The sequence below is a fragment of the Anaerococcus octavius genome (assembly GCF_900445265.1).
GTDB lineage: Bacteria > Bacillota > Clostridia > Tissierellales > Peptoniphilaceae > Anaerococcus > Anaerococcus octavius.
The window spans coordinates 554499-575737 of record NZ_UFTA01000002.1 but is presented as its reverse complement, the minus strand read 5'-3'; the positions used below and the strand labels follow the sequence as shown (position 1 = coordinate 575737).

Below are 21239 nucleotides of genomic sequence, written 5' to 3'. Positions count from 1 at the left end.
AAAAACTCACCCTCTGGGTGAGTTTTATTCTATATCCAAGGTTTTTACATCGTTAACCCAAGATGTTGTAGATTCAGCATTTGTATCAATAATCAGCATTTTTCCATAATTTTGACTTATATCAAAAACTGGTTCTCCATCCATTTTATATACTAAATAAACTCTTTCAGGTTCTAACGCTGCTGACATAGATATTCTTTTTTGATTGCCATTGTTATCTTCAACTATTAAAAATGCTCTATCTTTTAAATTAACATCTAGCTTCCCTATTATTTTTTCGATAGCTACACCTTCTATATCTACTTTTTCTAGCCCATTATTTAAATAAACCGATTTTTTTTCAGCACCTAATTTTCGAATTTCTTTTAAGGTTAAAGAATCCAATTGGTTTCCATCACTTTTAACAATTAATATCTCACTATCATATTTGCTAATTGCCTTTTCAACATTATGTTTTCTAATTAAAAAACCTATAAGAAAAACTATTAATACTGCAAAAACGGCTATCATTAGCCTATACTTATTCTTTTTTAACTTCTTATTAACTTTTCTATTAGCCATTATCTACCAGTGGAACCAAAGCCACCCTCACCTCTATCAGATTCATTTAGGCTTTCAACAACTTCAATTTCTAATTGTTGATAAGGTTGTATGACAAGTTGGGCCAGCCTATCCCCGTTTTTTATAACTTGTTCTTGATCACCATAATTATAAAAATAAATAATTATTTCACCTCTGTAATCAGAGTCTATAACTCCTACAGTATTAGCAAGCATTAACTTTTTTTTAACGCCAGTTGATGAACGTGGGTAAATAGCTCCAAAGTATCCTTTTGGTATTTGTACTTTTAAGCCAGTATCAATTTTTACAGTTTCTTTTGCTTTTATCTTAATATCTTCTTTGTTAGAACAATATAAGTCTATACCAGCTGCTTCTTTAGTCGCATAAACAGGTATTTTATTATCTGTCACTATTTTTAATTTTTCCTTCATTTAATCACCTTCACTAAAGATTAGTATACCAATCTTTGCTCAAATTACAAAGCAAAGTATAGTTATTTTAAGAAAAGAGGTAGATTATGGATAATATAACTAAAAGATTTTTAAACTACATTACATTTGACACACAAAGTGATCCAGAAAATGGAGATGAGCAAAAACCTTCTAGCGAAGGTCAATGGGTTTTGGCAAAAGAATTAAAAAAAGAACTAGAAGAACTAGGCCTTACAGTAACTATTAATGATGAAGCCTTTGTTTTTTCTGAAATAAAAGCAAATACTGATAAAGATTTACCAAAAGTTGGATTTATAGCTCATATGGATACATCTCCAGAAATGCCAGGTAAGATTGATGATCCACAAATCATTGATTACAAAGGTGGAGATATAAAATTAAATGACAAAAGATCAATAACTGTTGAAGACTTCCCTGTTTTAAAAGATTTAGAAGGTTTAACACTAATTACTACACGTGGAGAAACTTTATTAGGTGCTGATGATAAATCAGGAGTAGCTGCTATTATGAATATGGCAGAATATTTTGTAAATAATCCTGAAGTAGAACACGGTGATATTAAAATTGCATTTACTCCAGATGAAGAAATAGGAACAGGTGCTGATACTTTTGATGTTGAAAACTTTGGAGCAGATTTTGCCTACACAATAGATGGTGGATATATTGGCGAACTAGAATACGAAACATTTAACGGAGCTGCTGGAAAAGTAAATATAAAGGGTAAATCAGTCCATCCAGGTTCTGCAAAAAATACTATGATCAACTCTACAACAGTTGCATTTGAATTCGATAGATTACTAGGTGAAGTGAATAGACCAGAACACACTGAAGGCTATGAAGGTTTCTATCATTTAACAAATATTAAAGGTGATATAGAAAATACAAAAATGGAGTATATTATACGTCACCATGATAGAGAAGAATTTGAAAATATGAAAAAACAATTTATGGCTAATAAAGACTATTTAAATAACAAATATGGCAATATAATTGAAGTAGAAATAAAAGATAGTTACTACAACATGGGTGAAGTACTAAAAGATAAGCCTGAAATAGTTGGATATGCTAAAAAAGCTATGGAAAACTTAGATATAGAACCATTAATTAGTCCAATCCGTGGAGGTACAGACGGTTCCAAATTATCATTCATGGGTCTACCTTGCCCTAACATATTTGCTGGCGGACTAAACTTCCATGGTGTATATGAAATTTTACCTATAGAATTTTTACAAAAATCTTCCGAAACTATTATAGAAATAGTAAAAGTAATTGCTAAAGATTGTTAAGTATTATATAATTAAGTTGGGTATAATATTACTAAATGCATTATAAAGGAGTTTTAAAATGACTGAAGAAAAAAAATATGAAGAAGACAACAAAATTGCAGATCCAAAAACAGGAAAAGAATCTGGTTCTAGCCAATATAAAGGCGACGAAGAATTAGATAATGTTGCTAAAAACTCAGAAGAAACAGATCGTAGTAACGATCCTGACGTAAAATATAATACAGATACAGAATACAGAAACACAGATGTAGATGAAGCTGGATACGTTTCTGGCCCAACAGCTGAAGGTAGAAGAACAAGAGTTGATGAACTTTCAGAAAATCCTTCAGATGAAGATAAATAAACAATCAAAAAGAGCCAATTATTAGGCTCTTTTTTTAATTAAAATTTATTCATTAATTGCACGTCTTAGTATATCCCCCACTTCTAAAGGCAAATCTATAGTCATATAAATTTTTTCTTTTGGTTTATTTGCTACATCTATCTCTTCGCCCTTAGCGTTTCTCATATTATCTATTGTATAATAATAAAAATCTTTTGAGTTACCAAATATTTCTATTTCTTCACCTTTAAAAAACCTATTTCTTTGTTCAATCACCGCTTCTTTTGTTTGGGAATTATATTCTAATACTGCTCCGATAAAGTCATATTTTCTAATGTATGATGAGTTTTCATAGATTTGGTCTTCGCTATCAGGTTTTTTATAGAAAAATCCTTTTGTGTAATGTCTATGACTAGCTTTTTGAAGTTCATTATAATATTTTTGTACAGTTTCTTCATTATAATTTCCTTCATAGTAAGCATCTATTACTTGCCTGTATGATCTAATTACCGTAGCCACATAAAAGGCAGTCTTCATTCTTCCTTCTATTTTAAAGCTATCGATTCCAGCTTCTATTAATTTATCTATCTCATCTATTAGGCATAAGTCTTTAGAATTCATAATATAGGTTCCGGAACCATCTTCTTTTATAGGATAATATTCTCCTGGTCTATTTTCTTCTTGTATAGAATATTTCCATCTACAAGCCTGAGCACAATCTCCCCTATTTGCATCCCTACCTGTCATATAGTTACTTAATAAACATCTTCCCGAATAAGAAATACACATTGCACCATGAACGAAAACTTCAATTTCTAAGTCTTTTGGTGTATTATTCCTAATTTCTATAATTTCTTCTAATGATAATTCTCTAGCTAATATTACTCTTTTTGCACCCATATTATACCAAAAGTTTACAGTAGCTGAATTTGTTACAGATGCTTGAGTAGATACGTGTAGGTCAATATTCGTTAACTCTTTAGCGATCGAAAATATTCCTGGATCTGAAATAATTAAGGCATCTACACCTATTTTATCTAAGAAATGTAAATATTCTTCAAGACCTATCATATCTTGATCATGAGGTACTATATTCATTGTAATGTGTACTCTTACACCATTTTCGTGGGCATAATCTACAGCTTTTTTCATAGCTTCACGGTCAAAGTTTTTAGCATTTGCACGTAAACCAAAGCTATCACCAGCCATAAATATCGCATTAGCTCCAAATTTTACAGCAGCTTCTAATCTTTCCATATCCCCAGCGGGGGCAAGTAACTCAACTTTTTTTTCTGACATTTCTACTCCTTTATGCTTAAAGTTAAACCATCACCTATAGGAATAATTGTAGTTTGAAAATCCTTTCTGTCCATTACATAGGCAAGATAGTTTCTTAATCTCTTTACTATGGTAATCATGCGCTTATCTACATAATCATCATTTACAACCATTCCTTTAAACAAGACATTATCAGCAATAATTATTCCACCATCATTCAACAGTTTGGATGTTTCTATAAAATAATCCATATAGCGGCTCTTATTTGCATCTATAAAGACAAAATCAAAGCCTTGATTTAAATCACTCAAGGCTTTTTGTGCATCTTTATTTATTAGATTTATTTTTGCATTATATTTGCTAAAGTTATCTCTTGCTATGTTTGCTGTTTCTTCATCTAATTCTATAGTTGTTATTTCTGCATCAGTATATTTATCAAATACAAGAGCTGAATAACCTATAGCTGATCCAATTTCTAAAATTGATTTTGGTCTTTTGCTTATTAAAATGGTTTTAATAAATTCTTTAGTCTCAACATTCATTATAGGTACATTTTCTTTTAATGCATATTCACGCAATTCAAGAAAATCCCTATCTTCAATTAAATTTTGCAAATATAAATTAGTATGAGGATAATTTATATATTTCATTATTTTCTACTTCTGATATTACTGGTAAGATCATTGGATCACGTCCAAGTTCATTATATAAATAAGATTTTAGATCTTCTCTTATTTGATATTTTATTTGGCTAATAGCTCTAACTTCATCTTTTTGGCATTTTTCAAATGATCTTATAACAACTTCTTTGGCATTTTCAATTATATCTTGGTTTTCTTTTACGTAAACAAAACCACGAGATACTATTTCGGGACCTGCAAGTAGTGTTTGCGTATTTCTATCGAATGTAATAGATACAACCATTAATCCATCTTCTGATAAATGTTTTCTATCTTTTAATACAATATTTCCTACATCACCTATACCAGATCCATCTACAAGAACATTTCCTGCTTGAATTTTACCTACAACTTTTGCTGATTTTTTAGTAAATTCAACGACATCACCATTTTCAATTATATGAATATTATCTTTATCCATTCCCATATCAATTGCTAAATCTCGATGTGTATGAAGTTGTCTCGCCTCACCGTGAGCAGGAATTAAAAATTTTGGTGTAGCTAATTGATACATTAATTTGATTTCTTCTTGGCATGCATGACCTGATGCATGTACTCTTTCAAGAGATGAGTAAATAATATTTACACCAATTGTTGTTAGCTTATTAATTACATTATTAATTGCTATTTCATTACCTGGAATGGCTGATGATGATAGGATTACTGTATCTGTTTCATTTAAATGTATTTGTTTATGCTCATGATTTGCCATACGTGTTAAGGCAGATAATGGCTCTCCTTGGGTACCTGTTGATAATACTACAATTTCATCATCAGCATAATTTTTGACATTTTTCATATCAATAATTGTGTTATTCTTCACATTTAAATAACCAAGTTCACTTGCAATTCTCACATTGTTCATCATTGAACGACCGGAGAGTGCAACTTTTTTATTGTATTTTTCAGCTGCATATATTATTTGTTGAACTCTATGAAGATTTGATGCAAACGTTGCAACTATTATTCTACCTGTCACTTGCCCAAATATTCTTATAAAAGTATCTCCTACTTCTTTTTCACTGATAGAATATCCTGGCCTTTCAACATTTGTGCTATCGCAATATAATGCTAATAGACCTTTTTTACCAAGTTCGGCTATTCTTTGAATATCTGTTGGATCTCCATCTATTGGTGTAAAGTCCATCTTAAAGTCACCAGTAAATAAAATTGTTCCAACTGGTGATTTTACAGCTATTGCACATGAATCCGGTATAGAGTGACTTACTCTTATAAACTCTACACTTAGTTCACCGACTTTTACTTTATTATTTACATTAACCATTTTTATTTTATTAGGATTTAGGTTATGTTCTTTAAACTTATTTGCTAAAAGTCCTTTTGTTAATTTTGAACAATATACATTAGTATCTACATTTTTTAAAAAATATGGGATAGCACCAATATGATCTTCATGACCATGAGTTACAAATATCCCTCCCAATTTTTTCTTGTTTTCTTCTACATAAGTAAAATCAGGGATTACTATATCTACTCCAAGCATTTCTTCATTTGGGAAAGTTAATCCACAGTCTATCATAACCATATCATTACCATATTCTATGATAGAGCAGTTTTTACCTATTTCTTGCATTCCACCTAGGGGAATCAGCCTTAGTTTCTTTTCATTTGACATTTTTACTCCTTATTTTTTCTGCAATCGGAGCAAATTCCATAAATTCTTAATGAATAATTGTTTAACTGGAAGTCATATTCCTCTTTTAATGAATCTGCTAATTCTTTATTTGATAAAAATTCATCTTCTATGATCTTTCCACAGTTTGTACATATCATATGATCGTGGTGATCATTTATAGGATCTATTAGTTCATAGGTATAAGCTTGATCTGTAAATTCTTGTTTACTTACAATGCCTAGTTCTTCAAATAAATTTAAGGTTCTATATATAGTAGCTATACCTACTTGCTTATTTTCTTCGTGTACTTTTGAAAATAATTCTTCTGGTGTGACATGTTTTGAAGAGCTTTCCTTTAATACATTAAAAATTATTTCTCTTTGCCTCGTGAATTTTTGATTATTTTCATCAAAAATTTTTCTAATTTCATTAGTTTCCATTACTGTCTTCTTTCATTTCTTCATACAAGCTGATGATTTCATCAAGTTCTTCTTGATTTTCAATTGATTTGAATACTACTTGTTCTTCGTCATTAATGACTTCCATAATCATTATCAATTCATCATCATACTGTTGCAAAGCGCAGTAATTTTTGTCATCTACTCCGAAAGTATCTATTATATTAAATTCGACTTCATTATTATCTTCATCATATAAAACAATACTATCCATTCCTTCTCCCATCTAAATATGTCTGTAGAATAAAGCTTGCTGCGATCTTATCTATATGTTTTTTTCTATTTTCACGTCTGACATCCATATCAATTAATACTCTTTCTGATTGTATAGTTGTCATTCTTTCATCTTGATAGATAATTTCTTTGTCTGTTTGTTTTTTCAAAAGATCAACAAAGCTCATTACTTTCATAGATTGTGGTCCAATAGAATTATTCATATTTTTTGGCAGACCTACTACAATTGTTTCTACATCATATTCATCTATTATTTCAACAAGTCTTTTAATATCCAAACTTGCTTTTTTTCTTTTTATAGTTTCTAGTGGGTTTGCTATCAAAAACATAGGGTCGCTTAAAGCAACCCCTATTGTTTTATCTCCCACATCAAGACCCATTATCCTAGTCATTGATATAATTATTTAATAATTCTTCGATGATTTCGTCACGATCAACAGCACGTATTAATTTACGTGCTCCATTATGAGCAGTAATATATGTTGGATCACCTGATAATAGATATCCTACTATTTGACTTGTTGGCTTATAACCTTTTTCTTCTAGAGAATCATATACAGTTGTCAATATTTCTCTTATATCTTTTTCATCTTCTCTTTCTGGCTTGAAAGCTATTGTTTCATTAAAGTCATGTTTTTCTGTCATAATAACTCCTTTAGATGAGTTCATGTGCTTTTTCTAAAGCTTCATCAACTTTTGAAATATCTTTTCCTCCAGCTTGAGCAAAGTTTTTCTTGCCTCCGCCATTTCCACCTGCTACTTGACTAATTTCTCTAACAATTTTACCTGCGTCATACTTATCTGTCAGACTATTATCTACAGTTACTGTAAATATAATTTTTTCATTTATTACACTTGCAAAGACTATAACTAAATTTTCAAAATCATTTTTTAATCTATTTTCATAATCACGAAGTTCATCCGTAGATACATTTTCAAATTTATGAATTAGTAGATTCATATTATCTCTTGATTCTACATTATTTCCTAAATCTTTATATATATCTTTATGAGATGATGATTTTAATCTTTTGATTTCTTCTTTTTGATTTTCTAATTCATCTTCTAGAGATTTTATTTTTTGAATAATTGCATTTGGTTTTGCATTCAAATTATAAGCTATCTCATCTAAGCTTTGTTTTTGATCTTGTAAAAGTTCATAAACTTTTTTACCTGTAATCGCTTCAATTCTACGAACTCCTGCTGATACAGAAGATTCTGAAACGATCTTAAATATAAGTACTTCTGATGAATTATTTACATGGCATCCACCACATAATTCTTTAGAGTAATCTCCTATAGATACTACTCTAACATTTTCCTTATATTTATCTTCAAATAGTCCTATAGCTCCCATTTCTTGGGATTTCTTAAAGCTTACTATTTGTTTAACAACTGGTAATTGTTCTCTTATTTTTTGTTTATTATATCTTCGATTTTTCTTTTTTCTTCACTTGTTAAAGATTCATTATAAGTAAAATCAAATCTTAGTCTATTTTCATCAACCAATGACCCTGCTTGAGTAATTTCATCTCCCAATACATCTCGTAATGCTTGGTCTAGCAAGTGTGTTGCTGAATGGTTCCTTGTTATATCGTATCTACGCTCTTGGTCAACTTTAAATGTGTATTTTTGATTTGTTTTTATTTCTCCCTCAACAACTTCTACTGAATGGAAAAACACATCATTTTTCTTTTGAACATCTGTAACTTTTGCTTTCCCACCTTGATTATAAATAAATCCAGTGTCAGCTACTTGTCCGCCACCTTGAGCATAAAATGAAGTCCTATCAGATAATATTATACCCTTATCACCTTTATTTAGCGATGAAATATTTTCACTTTCATCAAAAATATTTGAAATATTTGCTTCTACTTTTAAAATATCATAACCAACAAATTCTGTAGGATCAATGCCATCTGTAACTATATTATCTAAAGACCATCCTGAGTCTGATTTTCGTGCATTACGAGCTAGTTGTCTTTGATTTTCCATTTCCTCACTAAACTTATTTTCATCTAAATCAAAGTTTTCTTCATTTAAAATTTCTTTTGTAAGATCTAATGGAAACCCATAAGTATCGTAAAGTTTAAAAGCTTCACTACCGTCTAGAACCGTTTCGCCATTTTTTTTCATTTCATCAATTAATGAGTTTAATCTTTCAAGTCCTGAGTCAATGGTATGTTGGAATCTTTCTTCTTCATCTGTAATAATTTTTATGATATTGTCTTTATTAGTTTCTAATTCTTCATATTCTACTTTATAAGTTTCTATAACTTCAGATACTATTTGTGATAAGAATTCTCCTTTTATACCTAAAAGTTTACCGTGTCTATAAGCACGTCTAATAAGTCTTCTTAAAACATATCCACGTTTTTCATTTGAAGGAATAATACCATCTGATACTAAAAATGTCATAGCCTTTGCATGGTCAGCAATAACCCTTATAGATACATCACATTTTTTATTCTCTTTATATTTTACTCCAGAAACTTTTTCTATTTCTGATATGATATCTTGCATTACATCTATTTCAAAAATATTATCTTTTTGTTGAACAACCATTGCTATTCTTTCAAGACCCATACCTGTATCTATATTAGGATGAGCTAATGGAATATAGTTGCCTTCTATATCTTTATTAAATTGAGTGAATACCAAGTTCCATATTTCTAGGAATCTATCTGAATTATCATTTCCTGGGGCATTATCATTTTCATCTATAGCATGGTCTGGACCTCTATCAACATATATTTCAGAACATGGACCACAAGGACCTACTTCTAATTCCCAGAAATTTTCATCTTTATCTTGGCGTAATATTCTATCTGGACTAATGCCGACTTCATCTTTCCAAATATTGTAAGCTTCATCATCATTAAGATAAACTGTTACCCAAAGATCATTTCTATCAATTTCAACTTTTTTTGTTAAAAATTCATAAGCCCAAGTTATAGCTTCTCTTTTAAAATAGTCTCCAAATGAAAAGTTTCCGAGCATTTCGAAATAAGTACCATGGCGTTCAGTCTTACCAACTCTTTCTATATCTCCAGTCCTTACACATCTTTGAGATGATGTTGCTCTGTTATTTTTTATCTTTTTTTCACCAGTAAAATATTGTTTTAATGGTGCCATACCTGCATTTATGAGTAACAATGACTCATCATTTTGTGGAATTAGTGGAAAAGATTTTAATATAGTATGGCCTTTTTCTTTCCCAAAAAAATCAATATATGATTTTCTAAGATCATTCATTCCTAAGTTTTTCATTTTTCTACCTCAACTTTGTTATTAATTATCTCATTTAAAGTTATGGAATCTATAGTATCATTTATTGCTTCATCTATTTTATAAAAGGCAAAGTAGGCATTGCACTTATCTTCACAATGTCCATCTGGATAACATCCTGTTATGTTCCAATCACCTTCTAATACCCTGATTACTTCTCCAGCTGTTACTTCATCTGGATTTTTAGTTAATTTATAGCCACCTTTTGGACCTCTACTTGATTCTACAATATTTTCTTTTTTTAGAAGTCTAACTAATTGTTCTAAGTAATTTTCTGAAAGATTTAGTTTTTCTGAAATTTCTGATACTGGTATATAGCCCTTATCTTCATTTTCAGCTAAGTAGCAAACTGCTCTTAATCCATACCTGCTTCTAGTTGATAATTTCATTTAACCACCTATACTGTTATTAGATCTTGCATTGCTTGATAAAATTTATCTCCAATGCCAGTTACATTTTTTATTTCTTCAATAGTTTCAAATTTTTTGCTTTCTCTATAATCAATAATGGCTTGAGCTCTTTTCTCACCAATATTTGGCAAAGTCATCAGCTCCTCTTTACTAGCTTCATTTATATTAATTTTTCCTTCTTGAGAACTTGGATCTGCGTTAGAAATTATTTGATCAGTACTAGCATCTTCTTGGTCTAGAATTTCATCTTTACTAGGTATGTATATCTTCATCTGATCTTCTAATTTCATGGCCAAATTTAAAGACTTGCTATCAGCATCAGGACTAAGTCCACCAGCTTTATTTATCAAATCTTCAAGTCTATCACCGTCTTTTATTTCATAGACACCTTCTCTATTAATTTGGCCTGTGATATGTACTTTCATTGCTTCATTTTCTTTTGCATCATCATCTGTTTCATCCTCTAATAATAAATCATCTTCATTTTTATCTAGTAAAGTAAAGTTTTCATTAAGGCTATCGCCTTGTTTTTCTTTTATAAAATTATTGCCAATAGCTATAGCTAAGGCAATAATTAATCCGATTATTATTTTATCTTTATTTTTGTTTTCCATTATGATACCAGGAGATTTATGAAAAGATTACTCTTCCCATAAATCGTCTATGCCATAAAATTCTCTTTGTCTTTGAGTGAAAATATGGATTATAATGTCATCTGCATCCATTAATATCCACTCACCTTCCCTTAATCCTTCCTTAGATAAAAGAGAAAAGCCATTTTTATCTAGCTCTTCTTCTATATAATCCGCAAGAGCTTTAGTTTGAATAACTGATGTACCTGTAGCAATTACAAATGTGTCTGCAATTGAAGAATCTTTAAGTTCTAATACATTTACATCTTCAGCTTTTCTATCATCTAAAACTTTTAGTATTATATCTAATTTATTCATTTTTCTCCTTAATCAAGTAATTTCTTGCATCAATTGTAAGTGGATGAATCAAATCATTTTTTTCGATTATATAAGTAATATTATGATCTAAGCTATATAAAATAGCCTCATCTAAATCATTTTTTGCAAGCTTTCTTATATGATCTACACCTGGGTAGTTTCTTTTTTCTTCTATGGCATCAGCTAAGTAGATTATCTTATCAAGCTGTGTCATATTTTCTCTGCCTGTAGTGTGGTATTTAATTGCATCCAATACATCGTTATCATTTATATTATACTCTTTTTTGGCAACTTCTGCTCCTAAAAAAGAATGTAATACAGCTTTAAACTGTAACTGATAAGAATCGATATTTTCGCCGTAGAGCATCATATATTTATCTTCGTTATATTTAGCACAATCATGTAAAATAGCTGCAGTTTTTACCTTATCTTCTTCGATGTCACTATTTAATAACAAAGCCATTTTCATAACTCTCTTACAATGATTGAATCTTTTTTTACCAATATCTGCTATTAGTTTATCTTCCCAAGCCTCTAAATTATACATATAATTCATACTCCTTTATAAGCTTATAGACTGGATCAGGAACTAAATATTTGATACTTTTGTTTTCTTTTACTAAATCTCTAATAAGGGTAGAAGATATATTTATATTTAGGTTATCAATTAGGTAAATTTTTTCATTGTCTTTTTTGATTTGTTCAAATTTTTTTACTAAATCACTATCTTTTTCTATGCTTGTTCTTGCAAAAACTATAAGATGATCATTTAAAATTTTTTCATAGTTTCTCCATGAATCAATTGTCATAAATGAATCTTCACCCATAATATAATAAAACTCATGCTCAGGATATTTATTTTTAAAATAATCTAAAGTTTGATGAGTATAGATGACTGAGTCATCATTAGCTTCAAAAGTAGACAACTCTAATTTCGGATTATCTTCTATAGCAGCTTTAACCATTTCTACCCTAATACTTGTATCTGTCTTTTTTTTATTTTGTTTGTGTGGTGGATTCGAGCTTGGAAGAACTATTATTTTATCTAGGCCCATAAAATTAAGTGTATTTTCCAATACAATTAAATGACCTATATGAATGGGATCAAAGGTTCCACCGTAAAGACCAATTTTCATTTTATCCCCTCAAAGTTCAAATTTATTATCTTCGTTTTTTCTATATATAGTAAATATATTACCCACATGATTTACAAATTTCGCACCTAATTTTTCTAGTAATTCTTGTAATATTTCATTTGGGTCATCCATATTATTATTCAAAATTTTTATTTTTATTAATTCACGTGCTTCTAATGCTTCTTCAACCGCATTTATAACATCATCAGTTAAAGAAAACTTACCTATATTTACAACTGGTTTATAATCATGGCTTTCTGCTTTTAGCATAGCACGTTGTTTTCCTGTAAGCATATTTACTTACCTCCTATTCAAAGTATTCAAAGACAATATCACCTACAGCAACACTATCTCCTTCTTCAATTCCCATTTCTATAAGTTTATCAAAAACTTCCATTTCTCTTAATTTACTTTCAAAGTACATTCTAGAATCATAATCTTCTAGATTTACTCTTTCTAAAAGATTATCTATTCTTTTACCATAAACTAAATAAATACCATTTTCTTTTGCAAATTGTAAGTCGTACTCTACTTCCCTATTGTAATAATCGTTAAGGAAGTTATCATCAATATCCTCAATAAGATCAAATTTTTTATTTTCTGATTCTAAAAGTAAATTATATGTTGCATCTAATAAATCTTTTATTCCATCAGTTGTAGCCGCAGATATTTTAAATATCTTATAGTCACTTCCAAACTCTTCCATAAATTTAGAAGCATTGTCATTAAAGTCTAGGTCTGTTTTATTTAAAGCTATGATCATTGGTTTATCAGCTAATTTTTCATTATATAATTTTAATTCTTCATTTATTAAAGTAAAATCAGCTATTGGATCACGACCTTCTATCCCTGAAATATCTACCAAATGAACTAAAACTCTACATCTTTCTATATGTTTTAAGAAATCATGACCTAAGCCTTGACCTTCGTTGGCACCTTCTATTAGCCCTGGTATGTCAGCTACAATAAATGATCTTTCTTTATCAATATTTACAACTCCTAAATTTGGATCAATTGTTGTAAAATGATAATTAGCTATTTTGGGTTTTGCTGATGTAATTACAGATATTAATGTGGATTTACCAACATTTGGTAGGCCTACAAGTCCCACATCTGCTAGAACTTTTAGTTCCATTATAAGATCAATTTCTTGGCCTTTTTTTCCATTTTCAGCAAATCTTGGTGCTTGGCGGATAGAATTTTTAAAGTGAACATTTCCTCTACCACCTTTACCACCTTTAGCTATTAAAAACTCCTCATTATCAGTTTTAAAGTCTTTTATAATCGTGTTACTTTCAGCTTCTCTAAGGATAGTACCAACTGGTACTTTTAGAATTAAATCTTCACCTTTTTTACCAAATTTTTTAGATTTACCACCTGGTTGTCCGTTTTCTGCTTTATATTTTGTTTTGTATTTAAAATCATCTAGGGTAGATAGGTTTCTAGTAGCTTTTATTATTATGCTACCTCCATCTCCTCCATCACCACCAGCAGGACCGCCAGTTGGTTCATACTTTTCTCGTCTCCATGCAACAGCTCCATTACCACCATCGCCTGCTTTTAGATTAATTTTTGCAAAATCTATCATATAAATATCCTTTCATATGAAAAAAAGCCTGCCGAAAAGGCAGGCTTATTAATTTTTAAGCAATATCTTGTTTTGGATAAACAGAAACTTGTTTTCTGTCACGTCCTTTTCTTTCAAATTTTACGATTCCTTCGCAAGATGCGTATAGAGTATCATCTCCACCTTTTTTAACATTGTTACCTGGGTGAATTTTTGTTCCTCTTTGTCTAACGATAATAGATCCAGCATTTACAAATTGACCATCTGCTCTTTTTGTACCAAGTCTTTTACTTTCTGAATCTCTACCGTTTTTAGAAGAAGATACCCCTTTTTTACTAGAAAATCTTTGTAAGTTAATATTTAAAATCATTTATATCTCCTTATATTATAGTTTTGTAAGCTTCTACAAAGTCACTATAACTTTGTGTTAGTGTCCAAATACCTGTGTTAAAAGTATTTAAAATTACTTCTGAATCGTGAGATGGATTTTCTACTAATAGTTTCATAGTTTCTTCATCATCACTAAATTCTACCTCATAATCGTAACTATCAAGAGAATTTACAGTTGTATAAGCTAGCATAGATACTGCTGCGCAAACTATATCTTTACCGTGTTCATCATAGTCTGCATGGCCAGTAATTTCAAATCCTTTGAAAATGTCTTTGTTATAGATTAAATTTACTTTAATCATTAGTTAGCAGAGATGCTATCAATTTTAACTAAAGTATAAGGTTGTCTGTGTCCTTGTTTTTTTCTATACATTTTTTTAGGTTTGTATTTGTAAACGATAATCTTTTTGTCTTTGTTTTGATCTTCTATTGTTGCAGATACCTTTGCGTTTGCTACAGTTGGTGATCCAACTTTAATATCGCTATCGTTTGCAACTAATAGTACTTCATCAAATTCAACAGTTTCGCCAACTTCGTAAGGAAGTTTTTCAACTCTTACTAAGTCCCCTTCTGATACTTTGTATTGTTTGCCACCTGTTTTTATAATTGCGTACATGGGCTCCTCCTTATTCTTAGATTCTCGCCAGTTTAGGTGATCAGTACCTAAACTGAGCGGTTTACCTTAAAATGATACTATCTTTTTATTTGATTGTCAAATAAAACTTAAATTTCAATAATTTCCATAGTATCAATAGCTTCATCGACAAGTTTTTGTATATCTAATTTTTCTTCAGATCTTTGTATATATTTAAATTTTGGTTTGGTAACTGGCTTATCTGGTGCAAATATTGAACAGCAATCATCAAAGGGTTCTATAGATTTGTCATAAGTGCCTATATTTATCGCAGTATTTATTATATCTTGCTTGTCTAAGGCGATTAGTGGTCTTAGGATAGGAAATTTAGCAGATTCTTCTATAACTGTAATAGATTCTAATGTTTGAGAAGCAACTTGTCCTAGTGATTCTCCTGTGATAAAGGCTTGGTAAGTATATTTTTCAGCAATCAAATTTGATATTCTCATCATAAATCTTCTTGAAAGAATAGTAGTTTCTCTTCTATCGCAATTTGTAGCAATTTCCTTATAAATATTTGCTAAATTTACTGAATAAAATTTAAGTGGTCCTGTATAATACGACATTAATTTTGCCAAGTCCTCGGCTTTTTGATGAGCTTGTTTGGATGTAAATGGATAGGAATGGAAGTGAACTGCATTAACTCTCATACCACGTTTTGCCATCATAAAACCAGCTACAGGTGAATCTATTCCTCCAGAAAGTAAAAGTAATCCTTCACCGCTACTACCTATTGGTAGTCCACCTAGACCCTTATGTCTTTTAGAATATACATAAGCATTATTTTTTATATCTACATATACTTTAAAATCTGGATTGTGAATATCAACTGAAAGATTATCAAATTCATCAAGCAAATAATCTCCCAGCATGGCGTTTATTTTTGGAGAATCAAATTCAAATGATTTGTCTACTCTAGTTGTATCTGCTTTAAATGTATAATTAACTTCAGAATAATTTTTTTCTACAATATACTTAGCAGCATCAAAAATATCATCAAGATTTTTGTCTACTCTATATACTTCATCTATATAAGCTATGCCAAAGACTTTCTCAATTTCTTTTATTAAGTCATCAAATTTATCTTCACTAGCTTTTATGTAAAGTTTTGCACTTTCTACATAAGTATCTTCATATCCTATATCTTTAATATTAGCTAAAATATGACTTAAAGCATTATTAAAAAAAGTTTTTCTATTTGCACCTTTTAAAAAAAGTTCACCAAAGCTTACTGATAATAGTGTTTGCATTACATAACCCTTCTTATTTCTTCTATAGAATCTTTTAAAACATCTATAACATAATCTAATTCTTCCTTTGTATTTTCACCATTAAAAGAAAATCTGATTACACCATCACTGTATTTTGAATCTACATTCAAAGCTTCTAATATACGGTTATTATTACCCTTAGAACAAGCAGAACCACTGGATACAAATATATCCTTATTCTCTAGCATATGAAGCAATACTTCTGATTTTATTTTAGCAAATCCAACACTCAAGACATATGGTGAATAGTCGTGATCTGGACTATTAATAATATAGTCACTAATATTATTTTTAATTAATTCTCTCATATATTGGTTTAGATCATTTACATAATTAAATTCATTTGCATCTATTTGTTCTTTTAAAGCTATAGCCATAGCATAAATCTCAGGATGATTGTCAGTTCCACTTGAAATTACTTGTTGGTAACCTCCATATAGGACTGGTTTTATTTTATTTAAGACTTCCTTTCTAACATATAATCCACCAACACCTTTTGGTCCGTGAAATTTATGGGCTGAAAAACTCATTAAGTCAACATTCAATTTATTTACATCACATGAAATCTTACCCATAGCTTGAGTAGCATCTATGTGCATAACAATATCTTTATTATAAGATTTAACAATATCACTAATTTTTCTTATATCTTGGATAGTTCCTGTTTCATTATTTGCATATATAATTGAAACTATTTTTACATCTTCACTTAAATTATTTTTTAAACAATCTATATCAATAAAACCATGGCTATCGTTTTTTAAATAAATTACATCTTTATATATATTATTTTTGTAACTAGCATATACAGAAGAATGTTCTATAGATGAAGTTATTGCAATATTATATTCGCCACTTAAAGAGGATATTGCAATGTTATTTGCTTCTGTAGCACCCTTTGTAAAATAAATCTCATCAGCTTTTGATCCAATAACATTAGCTATTATTTGTCTGGATTCTTTTAAAAGATTATTAGATTTCATTCCAAAACTATGAATTGATGAGGAATTTGCAAAAGCTTGATCTTCAGCCATAGCCCTAGCATCCTGTGCTTTTTTATATATTTTAGTTGTAGCTGCGTTATCTAAATAAATCATTTATATACCTCTTATTTTAATTCTTCTCTTAACTAATATCTTTAACTATTATACTATATTGTATAATACATATTCGGCAAATTGGTATAATAATTGTATGATTACTTATAAAAAATTATATTACCCAGAAAATTTAAATAAAGATGAAATTATACTTGATATAGAAACAACAGGCTTAGATTCTCAATCTGATCAGCTTGTATTACTAGGTTTTATATGTTATGAAGGTGATAATTGCTATATTATTCAATATTTTGCAGAAGATAATGATGAAGAAAAGAGACTTTTAGACATATATTTAAAAATAGTAGATGGTAAAAAAATCATAACTTATAATGGAGATAAATTTGATATTCCATTTTTAAATATGAGACTAGATAAGCATAATATGCTAGCTATTTTTCCAGAAACTTTTGATATATACAAGCTTATATCTAAGCATCGAAAATATTTTGTTTTTGAATCGATGAAACTTATGGATATAGAAAAAAATATCGGTATTTTTAGAAGTGATCCTAGCAGGTACAAAGTAATTAGCAAGTTAACAGAAGATATAAAAAAAAGAGACAAGCCAAAACCAATTATGATTCATAATGAAAATGACATTATAGCTACTGAAAGACTATCTAATATAGGTGATTATTTTAATAAAGAACTTTCTATAAATACTAATAATTCAAATATCACTCTTAGGTCAGTATTTATAAATAATGACATTTGTCAAATTAGGCTTGATAGTGACAAAAAACTTCCAGAGTCATTTTTTCAAGCTAGTAACTATGAACTAAGAATTGTAAGAAAAGAAGTCGAGATAAATATACAAGTTATATATGGAAAATTTGATGATAATAATGCTGGCTATGTAGCTTTGAATACTTTTTCATTAAAAAATCAAAGTCAGTTACCGGTTGATCCAAATTTATTAATTATCAGAGAAAACTACTTATATAATTATAAAAATATATTAAATTTAAGCAAAAAAATAATTGAGAATCATTTATAGATTCTCAATTTGCCAATCAATAGTTTCTTGTCCGCTTGCTTTTAAAAAGTCATTTGTTTTTGAAAATGGTCTAGATCCAAAAAAACCTCTATGGGCTGAGAGTGGTGAAGGATGAGTAGATTTTATTATATAATGATTAGGATTTGTAATAAATCTTTCCTTTGACTGCGCATTTCTACCCCATAGAATAAAAACAACAGGCTTTTCTCTCTCGTTTAATTTTTTTATTATATTATCAGTAAGTATCTCCCAGCCTATTTTTTGATGAGAATTTGCTTGATGAGCCCTCACCGTTAGTGATGTATTTAAAAGTAAGACTCCTTGATTGGTCCATTTTATTAAATATCCATTATTTGGAATATATGTTCCTATATCATCATGCATTTCCTTATAGATATTTTGCAAGGATGGAGGTGTTTTTATACCTTTTTGTACAGAAAAAGCATAGCCATGCGCTTGTCCAGGACCATGATAAGGATCTTGTCCTAAAATAACTACTTTTACGTCTTCATATGCTACTGATTTTAATGCATTAAAAATATCATACATATCAGGATAAACTGTATAATTTCTATACTCAGTAATTAATTTTTTTCTTAAATTTTGATAATAAACTCTATCCCATTGATCAGCAAGAATAATATCCCAATCATTGCCAATATTTACACTCATACTTTTTCTCTTTCCTCAAAGAATATTAGGTAAATGATCATTAAGATACTACCTACAGTTACAAAAATATCTGCTACATTAAATACCGGAAAATCTACAAAGGCAAATTCAATAAAATCAACTACATAACCTTGAAATAATCTATCATAAAAATTGCCTATTGCTCCAGTAATTATCATTGTTAAAGCAACATTTAAAAGTTTTGGATTTTTTTTATAGTTTTTAAGAAAATAATAAACTAAAGCACAGACTATAGCTAGTGTTAGTATTATAAAAAATATCCTTCTATCTTGTAAAATTCCAAATGCTGCTCCCCTATTTTCCAAGTAAGTAAAGTTAAAAATACTCCCCTTGTAGGGATTATCTATTAAGTTATTTATCGCATAAGTTTTTGTTAGCCTGTCAATTATTAGGCCTAAAACTATTATAATTATATATGTCATTTTAATTTCCTATATGTAATATGCATATTACCTTTTTTGCTGGTAGCTGTAATATCATCAAATATAAAACGTCCTTGTTTTCTAATCGAGATCATAGAACCTTTACTAACTATCTTGCTAGGGTCTGTTATTATTTCATAATTTACTTTGACAAACTTCGCTTTAATGATTTCTTTAGCTTTAGACCTAGATGTATTTGTAAATTCTGATATTATGTTATCTAATCTTAATGAAGATACAAATCCGCTATATCTAGTATAATCAATAGCTTGTATATCAAGTAAATTATCTTTTTTTAACTCTATATCTATAACTTCTCTTTTTATCTTTTTCAAGTTATATTTTATAAAATTTGCATACTTTTTCAAAGCTACAAATTGACAACAATCTCCATTTATAACAATATCTCCTATTGATTCACGATCTATATTTAAACTCATTAGAGATCCTAGTACATCAGGGTGGCTAAGTCCTTGATGATTAAATTCTAAAATCCTTATGTAATTAGATTCCTCAATAGGTTCATAAAAGAAATTGGCGATAAATATTTTGCGCTCAGCTAAATCATTACCACCTATAAATTTAAGATCAATATTGTTTTTATTTGCAATAGATTCTATAACTTCTTGCTCATAAGGGTCTAGAAAAAAGCTAGATTCTTCTAAGTTCGTATAATAAGATCTCTCTAAAATAGCGATAGCTTTTTTTATAGTTGATTTCTTACTTTTATCATTTATAAAATCTAAATTATATTTTAAACTCATAAAAAATAAAGATCGATTTTAATCTCGATCTTATAATTGATTATAATTTCCATCTGAAATTTGTTCTGTAACTGCACTATCTACTTCTACTCCTCTAGGACTAATTACAAAAATACCTTTTGTAACTCTTTCCACAGTTCCATCTAGAGCATAGACAGCACCAGAAACAAAATCAAATATTCTTTGTCTCATATCAGCATCAACCATTTCAAGATTTAAAACAACTACTTTTTTATCAAGTATATCATTTATAACACTTGGAGCATCTGTTTCATAATCTAGAGGTTCGTGGATAGATATTCTCATTGATGATTTACCTGCAAAATTATTTTCTGTCATACTTACTATATTATCTCCTCTTTTTGATGATCTTGTATAATTGCTAGATGAACTACTTTTAGCAAATGAATCTGGCTTATAATTATTTGTATCATAACTATAGCTAGTTGATGGCTTAGAAGCTGAATAACCACTTTCATAAGTAATGGATCCTTCTGATTTATCATTATCATCATCTAAGAGATTGGTATAAGCTTCCCTTTTTTTTGAAGAAGTAGATGATTCTAATTCATCTTTATTACTATCATCATAATACATTTGTTCGTCATCATAGTCATCATAATTGTCGTCAATACCAATAAAATCTTTAAATTTGTCAAACATAATTTTCCCTTTACTACTTTTATTAATTCTATTATAACTTAAAA

Annotated in this window: 28 protein-coding genes and 1 pseudogene; 3 read left to right on the top strand and 26 right to left on the bottom strand. The window is 29.3% G+C overall.

Annotated elements, in window-relative coordinates; genetic code table 11:
* Window positions 1-24: 24 nt before the first annotated feature.
* Both DY249_RS03005 and dut read right to left on the bottom strand, forming a co-directional pair.
* Complete coding sequence (locus DY249_RS03005) at window positions 25-561, bottom strand: hypothetical protein (protein ID WP_115595131.1); 537 nt, start codon at window positions 559-561, stop codon at window positions 25-27.
* Entirely contained in the window at window positions 561-992 is a 432-nt protein-coding gene (dut, locus tag DY249_RS03000; protein WP_101540059.1) for a dUTP diphosphatase, read from the bottom strand. The genes DY249_RS03005 and dut overlap by 1 nt, the downstream gene beginning before the upstream one ends.
* Window positions 993-1078: 86 nt before the next feature.
* On the opposite strand from dut, the gene pepT reads away from it, so the two are divergent.
* Together pepT and DY249_RS02990 are read left to right on the top strand one after the other, a co-directional pair.
* Window positions 1079-2299 carry a peptidase T gene (gene pepT / locus DY249_RS02995; protein WP_101540058.1) on the top strand — a complete coding sequence of 407 codons (1221 nt, stop codon included), beginning with the start codon at window positions 1079-1081 and terminating at the stop codon, window positions 2297-2299.
* Window positions 2300-2357: 58 nt separating this feature from the next.
* The gene (locus tag DY249_RS02990) at window positions 2358-2642 is read left to right on the top strand and encodes a hypothetical protein (RefSeq protein WP_101540057.1); all 285 of its coding nucleotides are present in this window, start codon (window positions 2358-2360) and stop codon (window positions 2640-2642) included.
* Window positions 2643-2687: 45 nt separating this feature from the next.
* Here the strand turns inward: DY249_RS02990 and DY249_RS02985 are convergent, their stop codons facing one another.
* The 20 genes and pseudogenes from DY249_RS02985 to DY249_RS02890 all read right to left on the bottom strand — a co-directional run bounded on the left by DY249_RS02985 (window position 2688) and on the right by DY249_RS02890 (window position 17650).
* Window positions 2688-3920, bottom strand: coding sequence for a peptidase U32 family protein (locus DY249_RS02985; protein ID WP_115595130.1), 1233 nt, complete (start codon window positions 3918-3920; stop codon window positions 2688-2690).
* A gap of 2 nt (window positions 3921-3922) precedes the next feature.
* A complete protein-coding gene (locus DY249_RS02980) occupies window positions 3923-4549 on the bottom strand; it encodes an O-methyltransferase (protein WP_101540055.1) in 627 nt (208 codons plus the stop codon).
* Entirely contained in the window at window positions 4521-6215 is a 1695-nt protein-coding gene (locus DY249_RS02975) for a ribonuclease J (protein ID WP_101540054.1), read from the bottom strand. The genes DY249_RS02980 and DY249_RS02975 overlap by 29 nt, the downstream gene beginning before the upstream one ends.
* A 2-nt stretch (window positions 6216-6217) precedes the next feature.
* Window positions 6218-6655, bottom strand: coding sequence for a Fur family transcriptional regulator (locus DY249_RS02970; RefSeq protein WP_101540053.1), 438 nt, complete (start codon window positions 6653-6655; stop codon window positions 6218-6220).
* Window positions 6645-6887 (bottom strand): DUF1292 domain-containing protein, encoded by a 243-nt coding sequence (locus DY249_RS02965; RefSeq protein ID WP_115595129.1) that lies wholly within the window; start codon window positions 6885-6887, stop codon window positions 6645-6647. The genes DY249_RS02970 and DY249_RS02965 overlap by 11 nt, the downstream gene beginning before the upstream one ends.
* Entirely contained in the window at window positions 6880-7299 is a 420-nt protein-coding gene (gene ruvX / locus DY249_RS02960) for a Holliday junction resolvase RuvX (RefSeq protein WP_115595128.1), read from the bottom strand. The genes DY249_RS02965 and ruvX overlap by 8 nt, the downstream gene beginning before the upstream one ends.
* The gene (locus DY249_RS02955) at window positions 7292-7552 is read right to left on the bottom strand and encodes an IreB family regulatory phosphoprotein (protein WP_101540050.1); all 261 of its coding nucleotides are present in this window, start codon (window positions 7550-7552) and stop codon (window positions 7292-7294) included. The genes ruvX and DY249_RS02955 overlap by 8 nt, the downstream gene beginning before the upstream one ends.
* 10 nt (window positions 7553-7562) lie before the next feature.
* A pseudogene (alaS, locus tag DY249_RS02950) lies at window positions 7563-10177 on the bottom strand (alanine--tRNA ligase).
* Window positions 10174-10584 (bottom strand): RrF2 family transcriptional regulator, encoded by a 411-nt coding sequence (locus tag DY249_RS02945; RefSeq protein WP_101540048.1) that lies wholly within the window; start codon window positions 10582-10584, stop codon window positions 10174-10176. Before DY249_RS02945 ends, alaS begins: the two are co-directional and overlap by 4 nt.
* Window positions 10585-10592: 8 nt before the next feature.
* On the bottom strand, window positions 10593-11219 hold the full coding sequence (locus DY249_RS02940) for a DUF655 domain-containing protein (protein WP_101540047.1): 627 nt from the start codon (window positions 11217-11219) through the stop codon (window positions 10593-10595).
* Between the two features lie 27 nt (window positions 11220-11246).
* Entirely contained in the window at window positions 11247-11555 is a 309-nt protein-coding gene (rsfS, locus tag DY249_RS02935) for a ribosome silencing factor (protein ID WP_101540046.1), read from the bottom strand.
* Window positions 11548-12102, bottom strand: coding sequence for a bis(5'-nucleosyl)-tetraphosphatase (symmetrical) YqeK (yqeK, locus tag DY249_RS02930; RefSeq protein ID WP_101540045.1), 555 nt, complete (start codon window positions 12100-12102; stop codon window positions 11548-11550). The genes rsfS and yqeK overlap by 8 nt, the downstream gene beginning before the upstream one ends.
* Window positions 12095-12691, bottom strand: coding sequence for a nicotinate (nicotinamide) nucleotide adenylyltransferase (gene nadD / locus DY249_RS02925; RefSeq protein ID WP_101540044.1), 597 nt, complete (start codon window positions 12689-12691; stop codon window positions 12095-12097). The genes yqeK and nadD overlap by 8 nt, the downstream gene beginning before the upstream one ends.
* A 9-nt stretch (window positions 12692-12700) precedes the next feature.
* The gene (yhbY, locus tag DY249_RS02920; RefSeq protein WP_115595127.1) at window positions 12701-12985 is read right to left on the bottom strand and encodes a ribosome assembly RNA-binding protein YhbY; all 285 of its coding nucleotides are present in this window, start codon (window positions 12983-12985) and stop codon (window positions 12701-12703) included.
* Between the two features lie 13 nt (window positions 12986-12998).
* Window positions 12999-14279 (bottom strand): GTPase ObgE, encoded by a 1281-nt coding sequence (obgE, locus tag DY249_RS02915; RefSeq protein ID WP_115595126.1) that lies wholly within the window; start codon window positions 14277-14279, stop codon window positions 12999-13001.
* A gap of 55 nt (window positions 14280-14334) precedes the next feature.
* Window positions 14335-14628 (bottom strand): 50S ribosomal protein L27, encoded by a 294-nt coding sequence (rpmA, locus tag DY249_RS02910; protein WP_101540041.1) that lies wholly within the window; start codon window positions 14626-14628, stop codon window positions 14335-14337.
* Window positions 14629-14638: 10 nt separating this feature from the next.
* Entirely contained in the window at window positions 14639-14950 is a 312-nt protein-coding gene (locus DY249_RS02905) for a ribosomal-processing cysteine protease Prp (RefSeq protein WP_115595125.1), read from the bottom strand.
* Window positions 14950-15264 (bottom strand): 50S ribosomal protein L21, encoded by a 315-nt coding sequence (rplU, locus tag DY249_RS02900; protein ID WP_115595124.1) that lies wholly within the window; start codon window positions 15262-15264, stop codon window positions 14950-14952. Before rplU ends, DY249_RS02905 begins: the two co-directional genes overlap by 1 nt.
* A gap of 107 nt (window positions 15265-15371) precedes the next feature.
* A complete protein-coding gene (thiI, locus tag DY249_RS02895; RefSeq protein WP_115595123.1) occupies window positions 15372-16532 on the bottom strand; it encodes a tRNA uracil 4-sulfurtransferase ThiI in 1161 nt (386 codons plus the stop codon).
* Window positions 16532-17650: a cysteine desulfurase family protein gene (locus DY249_RS02890; RefSeq protein ID WP_115595122.1), complete on the bottom strand. Its 1119-nt coding sequence runs from the start codon at window positions 17648-17650 to the stop codon at window positions 16532-16534. Before DY249_RS02890 ends, thiI begins: the two co-directional genes overlap by 1 nt.
* Window positions 17651-17747: 97 nt before the next feature.
* Here DY249_RS02890 and DY249_RS02885 point away from each other — a divergent pair, with 97 nt between their 5' ends.
* Window positions 17748-18653 carry a ribonuclease H-like domain-containing protein gene (locus DY249_RS02885; protein ID WP_115595121.1) on the top strand — a complete coding sequence of 302 codons (906 nt, stop codon included), beginning with the start codon at window positions 17748-17750 and terminating at the stop codon, window positions 18651-18653.
* On the opposite strand, the gene DY249_RS02880 is transcribed toward DY249_RS02885, so the two are convergent.
* From DY249_RS02880 to DY249_RS02865, 4 genes are read right to left on the bottom strand one after another with little or no spacing between them, the layout of a single operon-like run.
* On the bottom strand, window positions 18648-19325 hold the full coding sequence (locus DY249_RS02880; RefSeq protein WP_101540035.1) for a uracil-DNA glycosylase: 678 nt from the start codon (window positions 19323-19325) through the stop codon (window positions 18648-18650). The two genes, DY249_RS02885 and DY249_RS02880, sit on opposite strands and share 6 nt — an antisense overlap.
* A complete protein-coding gene (gene lspA / locus DY249_RS02875) occupies window positions 19322-19768 on the bottom strand; it encodes a signal peptidase II (protein ID WP_101540034.1) in 447 nt (148 codons plus the stop codon). Before lspA ends, DY249_RS02880 begins: the two co-directional genes overlap by 4 nt.
* Window positions 19765-20532 (bottom strand): YlmH/Sll1252 family protein, encoded by a 768-nt coding sequence (locus DY249_RS02870; protein WP_115595120.1) that lies wholly within the window; start codon window positions 20530-20532, stop codon window positions 19765-19767. Before DY249_RS02870 ends, lspA begins: the two co-directional genes overlap by 4 nt.
* Window positions 20533-20562: 30 nt before the next feature.
* Complete coding sequence (locus DY249_RS02865) at window positions 20563-21195, bottom strand: cell division protein SepF (protein ID WP_115595119.1); 633 nt, start codon at window positions 21193-21195, stop codon at window positions 20563-20565.
* Between the last annotated feature and the right edge of the window lie 44 nt (window positions 21196-21239).